The organism is Pandoraea communis (assembly GCF_902459745.1).
Classification (GTDB): domain Bacteria; phylum Pseudomonadota; class Gammaproteobacteria; order Burkholderiales; family Burkholderiaceae; genus Pandoraea; species Pandoraea communis.
The window spans coordinates 397,304-410,889 of the sequence record NZ_CABPSJ010000004.1; the positions used below are offsets into that span (position 1 = coordinate 397,304).

Here is a 13,586-nt window from a genome sequence, read left to right on the forward strand (position 1 = left end):
ACGCCGCGATCAGGCCCGAGGGCCGTAATCGCGCGCACCGAAAATAGCGGTGCCAACACGCACCATTGTCGCACCCTCGGCAATTGCGGCCTCGAGATCGCCCGACATGCCCATCGACAGTGTGTCGAGGGCCAGTCCATCGGCGCGCAGCGCGTCGAACAACTCGCGCACGGCCTTGAACGGTGCGCGTTGGCGAGCCGGATCGTCTTCGGGTTCGGGAATTGCCATCAGGCCGCGCAGTCGCAGATTCGGCAGGGCGGCGACGGCGCGCGCGACTGCGGGCACGTCCGCAGGCGCGACACCGCTCTTGCTCGCTTCGCCGCTGATGTTGACTTGCAGGCAGACTTGCAGGGGCGGGAGGTTCGCTGGCCGTTGGGCGCTCAGCCGTTCGGCGATCTTCAGTCGATCGACCGAATGCACCCAGTCGAAATGTTCCGCCACCGGCCGCGTCTTGTTGCTTTGCAATGGGCCGATGAAATGCCACTCGAGCGGTCGGCCGCCGACCGTCTCTCCTGACAGTGCGGCCATCTTGTCGAGCGACTCCTGCACGTAGTTCTCGCCGAAAGCGCGCTGTCCGGCGGCGAGCGCGTCGCGCACGGCATCGGCGCCAAACGTCTTCGAGACGGCGAGCAAATGCACGCTACCCGCCGGGCGGCCGGCGTCGGCAGTGGCACGGGCGATCCGGGAGAGAACATCGTCGAGATGTGCTGCGATGGTCGACATGAGGCAGGTTCGGGCGTCGGTAGGGCGTCTGTAGGGCGGCGTCGTTGGCGCGGGGGGCGTTGCAACGGCATTGCAGGTCAACGATTATAGCTGTGCCCGCGCCCGAGGTGCTACCCGGGAAAAAACGAGGTGCTACCCGCCCCCGTTTGCGCTGTTTTAGTCATTCAGTGAGCCTGACGCACATCGAACGGTCATGGCCTGCGGCTTGTGGCAGACTTCGCGGTGCCAACATCGACAGGGAGCCATAGATGAACGCGAATTCGCAGCATGTGTACGATTTTTCAGTCCAGACGCTGTCGGGCGAAACCGTCAGCCTGTCGCAGTACCGTGGCAAGGTACTGCTGATCGTCAACACGGCGAGCGAGTGCGGTTTCACGCCGCAGTACGCTGGTCTGCAGACGCTCTACGAACAGCTCGGCCCGCGGGGTTTCGAGGTGCTCGCGTTTCCGTGCAATCAGTTCGGCAAGCAGGAGCCGGGCGACGCGCAGGCCATTCGCAGCTTCTGCGATCTACGCTTTCACGTCACGTTCCCGATGTTCGCCAAGGTCGACGTCAAAGGGCCGGACGCCGCACCGCTCTACGCCTATCTCACGCAGGAAAAGCGAGGCGTGCTGGGGACGAAGGCGATCAAGTGGAATTTCACGAAGTTTCTCGTCGACGCGCAGGGCAACGTGGTGGCGCGTTATGCGCCGACGGCAAAGCCCGAAGCCATCCGTGCGGACATCGAGAAGCTGCTGCCGGCCTGAACGAGAGGCATTCGGTCAGGCGCCGGGACTGACTCAGAATCCGAATGACTTGCGAACGATCTGCCGCACACGAGCAGCGTAAGCGCGCAGCCCCGCGCGGCGATGGGCTTCGGCGACGTCTTCACGCAGGGCAACGCGGGCATCCGTGGCAGCGCTCAACGTCAGCCAGCCAGACGTCTCGGCCACATAGACCTGCCCGGCGGTCAGCGAGACGGCGCGTCGCCAGAAGCTCGCCGCCAGCCAGCGCGGCGCTGCCGTGAGCAGAACATCCCCTCGCTCGATATGGAGCACTGTGCCAAGGCCCACATAGGCGTAAAACGATTGCCCGCGTGCCAGAGAGAGGTGTGACGGGAGCTGGGCAGGCGAGCCGCTTTCGGCGTTGGCCGGCAAGGCGACGCGCGGCCGGGACAACGGCCAGTCGGCGCGCCTGGCGTCGCCGATATCTCGTACCCGCGTCGAATCGGAAGAAAAGAGGGGCGACTGGGGCTTTGCCATGAGGGGCTCCGGGGGCGTTGAACAGATGGGTACAGCGTATCGGTCGCCAGACGCTCCCGGTAGGCACACAGTTGCGCTGTTTCGCGCGTAACAGAGCGGCTTCCGGCAATCTGTTACGATGCCGATTCAACGAATCTGTATCTGTTATGGTCGTGTGCAATACCCGATCATCTGCGCATGGACGCCGTTACCCCCACGCTCGCCGCCCCGGACACCGAGCCGCTCATCGCGGACGCTCCGAAGGCATCTCCCGCCGCCCCGACGCCACCGGCTTCGGAGGACCGCACGCCGCTATATCGTCAGCTAGCCGACCATTACCGCCACGCCATCGAGGCGGGCACGCTCGCGCCGGGCGACCGCATGCCGAGTGTGCGCACCTTGATGGAGCGGCATCAGGTCAGTCTATCGACGGCCTTGCAGACATGCCGCCATCTGGAGGCGCTGGGGGTGCTCGAGGCACGTCCGCGTTCGGGCTACTTCGTGCGCACACCTGCTCGTGCGAGCCTCGTGCCGGTGGCCGAACCGCGTCCGTGGGTGCCCGATCTGATGCAGTACGTGGGTATCAATCAGCGCGTGTCGTCGATCCTCGCGAGAGGGCTTCAGGCGGACGTCAAAGTCAATTTCGCGGTCGCCCATGGCTCCCCGTCGCTCTACCCGGTCAACGAACTTCGGCAGGCCACCATCCGGGCGTTGCGCGATAACCCGCTGCTCTACGGCACGCCGCCTCCCGGTGGTGGAGAAGCGCGTTTCCGTTGTGCGATTGCCCGGCGCGCGCTCGAAGCGCGCATGAACATCAATCCCGAGGAAATCGTCGTCACGCACGGCTGTATCGAGGCGATCAATCTCGCGCTGCGCGCGGTGGCATCGGCGGGCGATGTGGTCGCCGTCGAATCGCCGACGTACTACGCGCTGCTGCAAACGCTGGAGAGCATGGGCATGCGGGCGCTCGAAATTCCCACGAGTCCTCAGACGGGGATCTCGCTCGAAGCGCTTCAATTGGCGAGCGAGACCTACGACAACATCAAGGCCGTGATCGTCGTGCCGCATTTCCAGAATCCGCTCGGGTCGGTCATGCCCGATTCGCACAAGGCGCGGTTGGTGAAGTGGGCGGAGTCGCGCGGCGTGGCGATCATCGAAGACGACACTTACTCGGCGCTGGGCGATGACGGCAATATTCCGGCAGCCATCCGCTCATGGGATACGTCGGGCAACGTGATTCACTGCGCATCGCTGCACAAGACGATGGCGCCGGGCATGCGGCTCGGCTGGATCGCGGGCGGCAAGTGGCAGTGGCGAGTGGAGATGCTCAAGTACGCGCAGACGCGCCCGAACGAAGCGCTCGCGCAGATCGCGATGGGCGAATTCATGGATTCGCCCCGCTACGATCGTCACCTGCGCCGCTTGCGGGCGCAGCTACGCGAGCATCGGGCGGCGATGGCCGAAGCGATTGCCACCCATTTCCCGGCGGGCACCCGTCTGACATTGCCCGCCGGTGGACTGAGCCTGTGGGTGGAGATGCCGGGCAGCGTCAGCTCGGAGCGACTGTTCGATGCGGCGCTCGCCAAAGGGATTCGTGTCGCACCGGGCAGTCTTTTCTCGAACTCGTCGCGCTACGACCATTTCCTGCGCATCAACGGCGGTCAGCCGTTCACGCGAGAGGTCGAGAAGGCGGTGCGCACACTGGCGACGGAAGTCTCGCGCTTGCTGGATACGAATGGCTGAGCGGGCGGGAGGATAAGGCCCGGCGCGCTGCGGCATATCGCGCCATACCGCTGCATATTGCCGTGAATGCGCTCAGAACTCCGGATACATCCGCCCCGGATTGAAGATGCCCGCCGGGTCGAACACCGACTTCAGATTGCGGTGGATGCGCATGAGCGGTGCGGGCAGGGGCGTGAACACACCCACACCGGGCTCACCATAGCGGAAGAGTGTGGCGTGTCCGCCGTCCTGCCGCGCCGCCGAACGCACGATCTGCGCGTCGGCGTCGGTAATCCACCAACGCTGCGCGCCACCCCACTCGATGAGTTGTTTGCCAGGCAAGCGGTGAGGTTCGGCGGTCGACGGCACGGCCAGACGCCACAGTGCCTGGCCCGGCCCCGCATCGGCGAAGAAGCTGTCCGTTTGCTCGCGGATCGCGTGCCAGAACTTGGCGGCGTGAATGGCGTCGACCAATTCCCCGCCCATCTTCACGCGCGCGGCCTTGATCGCTGCCGATGCCCCCGCCAGACGAATCACCAGCAAATCGTTGCGCCACGCACTGCCTGTGATCGGCAACGGTTGCCCGCCCCATTCATTGAGCTTGCGCACGGCATCGATGGCGTTCATTTCGAATTGCAGCGTCAGTTCGGCAAATGGCTGCGGCAACACCTTGAGCGACACTTCGAGAATCAGGCCCAGCGTGCCCAGCGAGCCGGCGAGCATGCGCGAGACGTCGTAACCGGCGACGTTCTTCATCACCTGACCGCCGAAATTCAGCACGTGAGCGCGCCCGTCCATCAATTTGGCGCCGAGTACGAAGTCGCGCACGGCGCCCACGGCACTGCGGCGAGGCCCGGCGAGCCCGGCAGCCACCGCACCGCCGATCGTCGCCCCCGGCCCGAAGTAGGGCGGCTCGAACGGCAGCAACTGACTGCGTTCGGCGAGCGCCGTCTCGATGTCGGCGAGCGGCGTGCCGCAGCGCGCCGTGATGACCAGTTCTGCCGGGTCGTAGGCCACGATGCCGCGGTAGGCGCGTGTGTCGAGCACGTCCCCCACGCGTTGTTGGCCGTACCACGCCTTGGTGCCGCCGCCACGAAGCTGAAGCGGTGCACGGCGTGCCGTGGCATGTTCGATGACGGCGCGGAAGTTCTCGAGAGTGTCGTTCGTGTCGGTCATCAGCTCGGTTCTGGCGGCGGTGGCGTGTCGGATTGATAGGGGGCCAGCTCGCTGCCGCAGTGCTTGCAGTAGCTCGCATCGGCGTCGTGCCCTTCGGTCAGGCATTGCTGGCAGGTGCGTGTGGTGACGGCATTCTTGCGCATGGCCGAATGGATTTCGGCACCCATGATGCCGGTGGGAATGGCAATCACGCTGTAACCGAGCAGCATCACGAAGCCGGTGATCGCCTTGCCCAGTCCGGTGACGGGCACCACATCGCCATAGCCGGTGGTCGTGAGCGTGACGATGGCCCAGTAGATGCCCACCGGAATGCTCGTGAAACCGTGCTGCGGTCCCTCGATGATGTGCATGAGCGTGCCAAAGATCACCACGATGATCGAGATGAACCCGAGAAACACGAGGATCTTGCGGCGCGCGTTGTAGAGCGCGACGCTAAGCACACCGGCTTCGTTCACATACGCCGTGAGCTTCAGAATCCGGAACGCGCGCATCAGACGCAGCAAACGCACGTCGATCAGCCCATGCAGTTCGGGCACGAGAATTGCGAGATATGTCGGCAGAATGGAGAGCAGATCGATGATGCCGTAGAACGACAGCGCGTAACGCAGCGGTCGATGCGCGCTCAGCAGCCGCGCGATGTACTCGGCCGTAAAGAGCAGGGTAAAGAACCACTCGAGAATCGCCATCGGCAGCGATGCCGTAGCCTGCACGGCAGGCACGCTCGAGACGATTACCGTAAGCACCGACAGCACGATGGCGATAAGCAGCGCGATGTCGAACAGCCGCCCTTCGCGCGTATCGGCCTCGAAGATGATGATGTACAGCCGCTGCCGCCAATCGTGCGGCATCCACTCTGACAGCGGGCGCATATCAGAACCTCGGCAGGTCGGGGTGTGGCAGCAGGCCGCCGCGCACGTGCAGTTTGCCGTATTCGGCGCAACGGGCTCGTGTGGGAATTCCCTTGTCCGGATTGAGCAGCCCGACCGGATCGAACGCGCGCTTCACGCCGAAGAAGGCGTCGCGCTCCTCGGCCGAGAACTGCACGCACATCGAGTTGATCTTTTCGATGCCCACGCCGTGTTCGCCCGTGATGGTGCCGCCGAGTTCGACGCACGCTTCGAGAATGTCGCAACCGAACGCTTCGGCGCGATGCCATTCGTCGAGGTCGTTGCCGTTGAAAAGAATGAGCGGATGCATGTTGCCGTCTCCCGCGTGAAAGACGTTAATACAGCGCAATCCGTATTGTTGTTCCAGACCCTCGATGCGTTTGAGTAACGTCCCAATCGCCCGGCGAGGAATCGTACCATCCATGCAGTAATAGTCCGGCGAAATGCGTCCGGCCGCGGGGAACGCATTTTTGCGTCCCGACCAGAAGCGCAGGCGCTCTTCCTCACTGCGAGAGATCTGCAACCGTGTCGCGCCCGACGTGCGCAGCACATGGGAGATGCGCATGACTTCCTCGGCGACTTCTTCCGGCGTGCCGTCCGATTCGCACAGCAGGATCGCCGCGGCTTCAAGGTCGTATCCGGCGTGAACGAACTCCTCGACGGCTTGTGTGGCCGGCTTGTCCATCATTTCGAGTCCGGCGGGGATGATGCCGGCCGCGATGATCGCCGCCACGGCGTTACCACCGGTCTCCACATCGTCGAAGCTCGCCATGATCATCTGTGCCGTCTGTGCCTTGGGCACCAGCTTGACGGTGATTTCCGTCACCACGCCGAACATCCCCTCACTGCCGATGAACACCGACAGCAGATCGAGTCCGGGCGCATCGGGGCCGAGCGAGCCGAATTCGATCGCTTCGCCGGACATCGTGATGGCGCGCACGCGCAGCACGTTGTGCACCGTCAGGCCGTACTTCAGGCAGTGCACACCGCCCGAATTCTCCGCCACATTGCCGCCGATGGTGCAGGCGATCTGCGACGACGGATCAGGTGCGTAATACAGGCCGTAAGGCGCGGCCGCCTCCGAGATCGCCAGATTGCGAACGCCCGGCTGCACGGTCGCCGTCCGCGCGTAAGGATCGACCTCGACAATCTTCTTGAACTTGGCGAGCGAGAGCACCAGACCATCGGAGATGGGCATCGCGCCGCCAGAGAGGCTCGTGCCCGCGCCGCGTGGTACCACCGGAATGCCCAACTGATGGCAGGCCTGCAGAATGCGCTGAACCTGCGATTCGGACTCGGGCAGCACGACGGCGAGCGGCACGCGGCGATACGCGGCGAGACCATCGCACTCGTAAGGCGTGGTGTCTTCGCGGCGATGCAGAATGCAATGCGGCGGCAGGATCTGGGTGAGCGCGTCGAGTAACTGACGCTGACGCGCCTCGAGGGCGTCGGCGTCATTGGACGCGCCACCCGCCTGGAGCGGGCCGGATTGACCTTGCGGGGTGACGGGCGCGTTCATGCGGCGCTCAGCCCGCCGGGCGCAACCGGAAAATCTTGCCCGGATTGAGCAGATTGTGCGGATCGAGCGAGGTCTTGATCGCGCGCATGACATCGATGGCGCCTTCGCCGTGCTCGGTCACGAGAAAGCCCATCTTGTGCAGGCCCACACCGTGCTCGCCCGTGCATGTGCCCCCCATGCGGATCGCGCGCTCGACGATGCGCTGGTTGAGCCGTTCGGCCTCTTCGATCTCTTCGGGCTTGGCCGGATCAATGAGGATCGCCACGTGGAAATTGCCGTCGCCGACGTGACCCACGATCGGGCACGGCAAACTCGACGCCCGCAGATCTTCCTCGGTCTCGCTGACACACTCGGCCAGACGCGAGATCGGCACGCAGACGTCCGTCGTGACCGCGCGACAGCCCGGCTTGAGCTGGAGCATCGCGAAGTACGCGCTATGACGCGCGGCCCACAGACGGTTGCGGTCTTCGGTGCGCGTGGCCCATTCGAAGCCGGTACCGCCGTTTTCCCTGGCCAGTTCCTCGACGGTCTCCGCCTGCTCCTTCACACCGGCATTGCTGCCGTGGAATTCGAAGAACAGCGTTTGCGTCTCGGGCAGTTCCATCTTGGAATGCTTGTTGATGGCGCGCACGGCCAGTGCATCGACGAACTCGACGCGCGCCACCGGCACGCCCAACTGAATCGTCTGGATAACGCAGTTCACGGCATCCGTCATGCTGGGGAACGAGCAGATCGCGGCCGATACGGCTTCCGGCTGCGGATACAGACGCACCGTCGCTTCGGTGATGATGCCCAGCGTGCCTTCACTGCCGACGAACAGGCGCGTGAGGTCGTAACCGGCAGAGGATTTGCGTGCACGCGTGCCAGTGTGGATCACGCGGCCGTCTGCGAGCACGACGCTCAGCGCGAGTACGTTCTCGCGCATCGTGCCGTAACGCACGGCATTGGTGCCGGAAGCGCGCGTAGCACACATGCCGCCAATGCTGGCGTCGGCGCCGGGGTCGATCGGGAAGAACAGGCCGGTGTCGCGCAGGGCTTCGTTGAGCGCCTTGCGGGAGATGCCCGGTTGCGCGGTGACGGTCAGGTCTTCCGCATTGATCGACACGACCTGATTCATTTCCGAGAGATCGAGCGACAGACCGCCCTCGACAGCGAGCAGGTGCCCTTCGAGCGACGAGCCGGCGCCGTACGGAATGATGGGGACGTCGTACTTGGCACACAGTTTGACGATCTGCGAGACTTCGTCGGTGCTGTGCGCGAAGGCGACGGCGTCGGGCAGCATGGGGTCGAACGGAGACTCGTCCCTGCCGTGATGCTCGCGCAGTGCCTCCTTGGTGCTCACACGCTCGCCCAGCAGGGCTTGCAACTCGGTAAGCAGGGCGTCCGGAAAGGGACGCTTGGCGGCGAACGGCAGATGGGGGTGATTCACGGTTTTCTCCTTCAGGTCTCCGGGCGGCCAGCGCCAGCAGGCGATGGCAGGCTCCATATCGGGTGTGGGGTCTCGGGCACTGGCCGACAGCACCGAACGGTCAACGGTTCGGCGGGCCCATACCCTGACACCTCATGAGCGGGGATTTTACGCCGTGACGGCGTTTTTCCGCACCCTTTGCGTCATATCATACGGACTTGCCGCCAAGGCACGCCATCGGAATTGCCTGAAAAATGGGCAGCGAGGGCAGCGGTGGTCAATTTCAATCAAAGAAGGCAGGTCGTCCGGCGGCCGAACGTGGGGCGCCGGCAGGCAAGATATGCCGTAAGGGGTAGGTGTCAGAGGATGAGTAATCGTTTGAGCAAGATCGTCACCCGCACGGGCGACGGTGGCAAGACCGGCCTTGGGGACGGCGCACGCGTGGACAAATTCAGTCTGCGTATCGTCGCCATCGGCGAGATCGACGAGACCAATTCACACATTGGCGTGTTGCTGTGCGAAGACCTGCCGCCGGACGTGCGTGCCATGCTGCTCGATATTCAGCACGATCTGTTCGATCTCGGCGGGGAATTGAGCATGCCGCGTCACACGTTGCTTGTCGATGCGCAGGTGGCCAAGCTCGATGGCTGGCTGGCGCATTACAACGCCGATCTGCCGAGTCTGAAGGAATTCATTCTGCCGGGCGGCACGCGTGCTGCGGCGCTGGCGCACGTGGTGCGGACCGTGTCGCGCCGGGCCGAGCGCGCCATGGTGGCGCTCGGTGCCGAAGAGACGGTGGCCCCCGCGCCGCGCCAGTACGTCAATCGGTTGTCCGATCTGATGTTCGTACTTGCCCGGGTACTGAACCGTGCGGGCGGCGGCACCGACGTGCTGTGGCAGCGCGACCGGGCCGAGGGCGGGGCGCAGTAAGGCTCAGCGCGGCTCTGATTGCCGCCCTGGCTGCGCCCCCCGACATCAGTTGCCTGTGCCGCGAGCCAGACGGCGCGCGCGCACGGCGTCGGCCAGCGTATCGAGCACCTTCAGGCTGTCTTCCCAGTCGATGCAGGCATCGGTGATGCTCTGACCGTAGGTCAGCGGCTTGCCCGGCACGTGATCCTGACGGCCGGCAACGAGGTGCGACTCGACCATCACGCCAATAATGCGGTCGTCGCCACCGGCGATCTGGCGTGCGATGTCCTCGCACACCGGGATCTGGTTCTCGTGCTTCTTCTGGCTGTTGGCGTGCGATGCGTCGATCATCACGCGCGCGGCCAACCCCGACTTGGCGATGTCGTCGCAGGCGATCTGCACGCTGGCCGCGTCGTAGTTGGGCGCCTTGCCGCCGCGCAGGATCAGGTGGCAGTCCTCGTTGCCCGACGTCGACACGATGGCCGAATGGCCGCCCTTGGTCACCGACAGGAAATGGTGCGGCTGCGATGCGGCCTTGATGGCGTCGACGGCAATCTTCACATTGCCGTCCGTGCCGTTCTTGAAGCCGACCGGGCACGAGAGGCCCGACGCCAGTTCTCGGTGCACTTGCGATTCGGTGGTGCGTGCGCCGATGGCGCCCCACGACACGAGATCGGCGATGTACTGCGGGCTGATCATGTCGAGGTATTCCGTACCGGCCGGCAGCCCCATTGCGTTGATCTGGGCGAGCAGTTCGCGCGCGAGGCGCAGGCCGTCGTTGATCTTGAAGCTGTTATCCATGTGCGGGTCGTTGATCAGACCCTTCCAGCCCACCGTCGTGCGCGGCTTCTCGAAGTACACGCGCATCACGATCTCAAGTTCGCCCTTCAGGCGCTCGCGCTGCTCGGCCAGACGCGCAGCATATTCCAGTGCGGCTTTCGTATCGTGGATCGAGCACGGGCCGATGATGACGACGAGGCGGTCATCCATACCATGCAGCACGCGGTGAATGGCACTGCGCGTGCGATGGATGAGGTCCGCGCTCTTTTCCGAGCAGGGGTACTCGCGAATCAAATGCGCCGGCGGCGTCAGTTCCTTGAGCTCACGAATACGAACATCATCGGTGTTGTGGGGAGGCATGCTTTTTTCTCCTGGGCAGTACGGACTGCGGTGCGATTCTCGGGATGCGGGTCAAAAAAAAACCGCCAGACTCGCTGGCGGTTTTTCAGGATTCGTTTCGGTGCTTACTGCTGCAACTCCCCCTCTCCTTCCGCCAGCGGTGTGAGATTCGCAAAAAAGTAAAAATAAAACTTATTGGCGGTCATGAGGGATGTCGTTGACATTGCATGGCAAGCATTTTGCCGTGCACTGGAACCACTTTATACGCCTAATCGAATGACGCTGCAACCGTGTCAGGCCGCTGAACGGCGGGAAAACGCGCGGAAATATTGCATTTTGTTCGGTATATTTGCTTCAAGTGAGCGTGATATTTGATAAACATGCGAAAACGCCCGGTTTGACCCGGGCGCTTTGCTATGCTTTACGCATTTTTTGCGGTGCGCCATCCGACGCGTGACATTGGACGCGCCGGCTGCGCCTTACGCCGTGCCGCCGACCGTCATGTTTTCCATGCGCAGCGTCGGCTGGCCAACGCCCACAGGCACGCTCTGGCCTTCCTTGCCGCACACGCCGACGCCCGAATCGAGCGACATATCGTTGCCGATCATCGTCACATCCTTGAGCGATTCGGGGCCGTTGCCGATCAGCGTGGCGCCCTTGACCGGATACGTGATCTTGCCATCTTCGATCATGTAAGCCTCGGACATCGAGAACACGAACTTGCCGTTCGTGATGTCGACCTGTCCGCCGCCGAAGTTCACGGCATACAGACCATGCTTGACCGACGCGATGATTTCCTCGGGGTCCTTGTCGCCGCCGAGCATGTACGTATTGGTCATGCGCGGCATCGGCAGCGCGGCGTACGACTCGCGACGGCCGTTACCCGTGACCGGCATCTTCATCAGACGCGCATTCAGGCTGTCCTGCATGTAGCCACGCAGAATCCCGTCTTCGATGAGCGTGGTGCACTGCGTCGCATTGCCTTCGTCGTCGATGTTCAGCGAGCCGCGGCGGTTCGACAGCGTGCCGTCGTCAACCACCGTGACGCCCTTGGCGGCCACACGTTCGCCGAGGCGTCCGGAGAACGCCGAGGAACCCTTGCGGTTGAAGTCGCCCTCCAGCCCGTGACCGATGGCCTCGTGCAACAGCACGCCGGGCCAGCCCGGTCCGAGCACGACAGTCATCGCACCGGCCGGTGCCGGGCGCGCGTCGAGTTTGACGATGGCACCGTCTACCGCCTCCTGGACGTACTTTTCGAGCAGTTCGTCAGTGAAATAAGCGTAGTCGAGGCGTGCGCCGCCGCCGCTGTTGCCGATTTCGCGGCGTCCGTTGGCTTCGACGATGACGGTGACCGACACGCGCACGAGCGGGCGCACATCGGCGGCGATCACGCCGTCGCTGCGCGCCACCAGCACGACGTCGTATTCCCCGGCCAGACCCGCCATGACTTGCTGCACGCGCGGATCACGCGCACGGGCCAGCTTTTCGATGCGCTCGAGCAATGCCACCTTACCGTTGGCGTCGAGCGAGGCCAGCGGATCGGACGGCAGGTAGAGCCCGTTACCGGCGGCGTTGGCGAGCTTGCTGCCGACCTTCACACGTCCGCGTCCGGCCGTGGCGATGCTGCGAGTCGCAGCGGCCGCGTCCTTCAGGGCGATGTCGGAGATGTCGTCGGAGTAGGCGAAAGCGGTGCGGTCGCCCACGATGGCACGCACACCCACGCCCTGATCGATCGAGAACGAACCCGATTTCACGATGCCTTCCTCGAGGCTCCACGCTTCGCTGCGCGTGTACTGGAAGTACAGGTCGGCGTAGTCCACGCGGTGCGTGAAAATGTCGCCAAGTGCGCGTTGCAGGTGGCTTTCGTCGAGGCCGTATGGCGTGAGCAGCAGCTCGCGGGCCGTGGCCAGGTTCTGGATGCCGGTATCGATGATTTTCATGCGGTGTCAGGCCAAGGAAATGTATTCGGTAAATGAGGGCGGAATCGGGGAAATCAACCTTACAGCACGCGATGCCGCCACGCGGGCAGGCTCTGACGTACACCGGTCATCCGGGCCGGGTCGATGTCGCCAATGACCACGCCGGCGCCGTCCGCTTCTCGCTGGGCGACGATGTCGCCCCATGGGTCGATCAGCATGGAATGCCCCCAGGTGCGCCGCCCGTTTTCGTGGTGGCCGCCCTGTGCGGACGCCAGCATGTAACACTGATTCTCGATGGCCCGCGCACGCAGCAGGAGTTCCCAGTGCGCACGGCCCGTCGTGTAGGTAAAGGCGGCGGGTACGACCATGAGCGTACAGTCGCCCATGGCACGGTACAACTCGGGAAAACGCAGGTCGTAGCAGACCGACAGGCCCACGCGCCCGAACGGCGCTTCAAACGTGCGTACGGCATCGCCCGGCCGAATGGTGCGCGCTTCGTCGTAGGCTTCTTCGCCTTTGACGAAGTTGAACAGGTGAATCTTGTCGTAGCGCGCGGCCGGCGTACCGTCGGGGCCGAAGACCAGCGTGGTGTTGAGCACGCGCTCCGGTTCGGGCGCGGCCAGCGGCAGCGTGCCGCCGATGAGCCACACGCCGTGACGGCGGGCGGTTTCGGCGAGAAAGTCCTGAATCGGCCCGTCGCCCGGGGTCTCGCGCAACGCGAGTTTGTCGGTGTCGTGCCGGCCCATGTAGCAGAAGTACTCGGGCAGCAGTACCAGTTGCGCGCCGGCGTCTGCCGCCTCGGCGACCAGACGGTCGGCTTCGCGGAGGTTTCGTTCGACGTCGGGGGCACTCACCATTTGCGCGGCCGCGACGCGCGCAATGGCGCCGGCGGGCGCGGGTACGGCGGCTGACTTCGTGTCGGGACTCGTCATGGAATGGCTGGATTCAGAGCGGATAACCGTGTCGGGCTTACAGGCGTCGGGG

At 64.2% G+C, this 13,586-nt stretch carries 12 protein-coding genes; 3 read left to right on the plus strand and 9 right to left on the minus strand.

Annotated features, from left to right (window positions below; translation table 11 throughout):
- Window positions 1-9 precede the first annotated feature (9 nt).
- Window positions 10-723, minus strand: coding sequence for a YggS family pyridoxal phosphate-dependent enzyme (locus PCO31110_RS16530; RefSeq protein ID WP_150690899.1), 714 nt, complete (start codon window positions 721-723; stop codon window positions 10-12).
- Between the two features lie 248 nt (window positions 724-971).
- Here PCO31110_RS16530 and PCO31110_RS16535 point away from each other — a divergent pair, with 248 nt between their 5' ends.
- The gene (locus tag PCO31110_RS16535) at window positions 972-1,469 is read left to right on the plus strand and encodes a glutathione peroxidase (RefSeq protein WP_150690900.1); all 498 of its coding nucleotides are present in this window, start codon (window positions 972-974) and stop codon (window positions 1,467-1,469) included.
- A gap of 33 nt (window positions 1,470-1,502) precedes the next feature.
- Here PCO31110_RS16535 and PCO31110_RS16540 read toward each other — a convergent pair whose 3' ends face one another.
- A complete protein-coding gene (locus PCO31110_RS16540) occupies window positions 1,503-1,964 on the minus strand; it encodes a hypothetical protein (protein WP_150690901.1) in 462 nt (153 codons plus the stop codon).
- 177 nt (window positions 1,965-2,141) lie between these two features.
- On the opposite strand from PCO31110_RS16540, the gene PCO31110_RS16545 reads away from it, so the two are divergent.
- On the plus strand, window positions 2,142-3,686 hold the full coding sequence (locus PCO31110_RS16545) for an aminotransferase-like domain-containing protein (protein WP_246189866.1): 1,545 nt from the start codon (window positions 2,142-2,144) through the stop codon (window positions 3,684-3,686).
- Window positions 3,687-3,758: 72 nt separating this feature from the next.
- On the opposite strand, the gene glcE is transcribed toward PCO31110_RS16545, so the two are convergent.
- Genes glcE through PCO31110_RS16565 form a run of 4 tightly spaced genes read right to left on the minus strand, consistent with a single transcriptional unit; the run spans window position 3,759 to window position 8,676 of the window.
- Window positions 3,759-4,841 (minus strand): glycolate oxidase subunit GlcE, encoded by a 1,083-nt coding sequence (gene glcE, locus PCO31110_RS16550; protein WP_010808256.1) that lies wholly within the window; start codon window positions 4,839-4,841, stop codon window positions 3,759-3,761.
- Window positions 4,841-5,710, minus strand: a complete 870-nt coding sequence (locus PCO31110_RS16555) for an ion transporter (protein ID WP_010808257.1) — start codon at window positions 5,708-5,710, stop codon at window positions 4,841-4,843. Before PCO31110_RS16555 ends, glcE begins: the two co-directional genes overlap by 1 nt.
- 1 nt (window position 5,711) lies before the next feature.
- Entirely contained in the window at window positions 5,712-7,247 is a 1,536-nt protein-coding gene (locus PCO31110_RS16560; RefSeq protein ID WP_150690902.1) for an FAD-linked oxidase C-terminal domain-containing protein, read from the minus strand.
- Window positions 7,248-7,254: 7 nt separating this feature from the next.
- Window positions 7,255-8,676 carry an FAD-binding oxidoreductase gene (locus tag PCO31110_RS16565; RefSeq protein WP_010808259.1) on the minus strand — a complete coding sequence of 474 codons (1,422 nt, stop codon included), beginning with the start codon at window positions 8,674-8,676 and terminating at the stop codon, window positions 7,255-7,257.
- A gap of 345 nt (window positions 8,677-9,021) precedes the next feature.
- Here PCO31110_RS16565 and PCO31110_RS16570 point away from each other — a divergent pair, with 345 nt between their 5' ends.
- The gene (locus PCO31110_RS16570) at window positions 9,022-9,585 is read left to right on the plus strand and encodes a cob(I)yrinic acid a,c-diamide adenosyltransferase (protein WP_010808260.1); all 564 of its coding nucleotides are present in this window, start codon (window positions 9,022-9,024) and stop codon (window positions 9,583-9,585) included.
- A 45-nt stretch (window positions 9,586-9,630) separates the two neighbouring features.
- Here the strand turns inward: PCO31110_RS16570 and aroG are convergent, their stop codons facing one another.
- The 3 genes from aroG to PCO31110_RS16585 form a co-directional block, all read right to left on the minus strand.
- Entirely contained in the window at window positions 9,631-10,704 is a 1,074-nt protein-coding gene (aroG, locus tag PCO31110_RS16575; RefSeq protein WP_010808261.1) for a 3-deoxy-7-phosphoheptulonate synthase AroG, read from the minus strand.
- 458 nt (window positions 10,705-11,162) lie between these two features.
- Entirely contained in the window at window positions 11,163-12,623 is a 1,461-nt protein-coding gene (gene tldD, locus PCO31110_RS16580) for a metalloprotease TldD (protein WP_010808262.1), read from the minus strand.
- A 59-nt stretch (window positions 12,624-12,682) separates the two neighbouring features.
- Window positions 12,683-13,534, minus strand: coding sequence for a carbon-nitrogen hydrolase family protein (locus PCO31110_RS16585; protein ID WP_150690903.1), 852 nt, complete (start codon window positions 13,532-13,534; stop codon window positions 12,683-12,685).
- Between the last annotated feature and the right edge of the window lie 52 nt (window positions 13,535-13,586).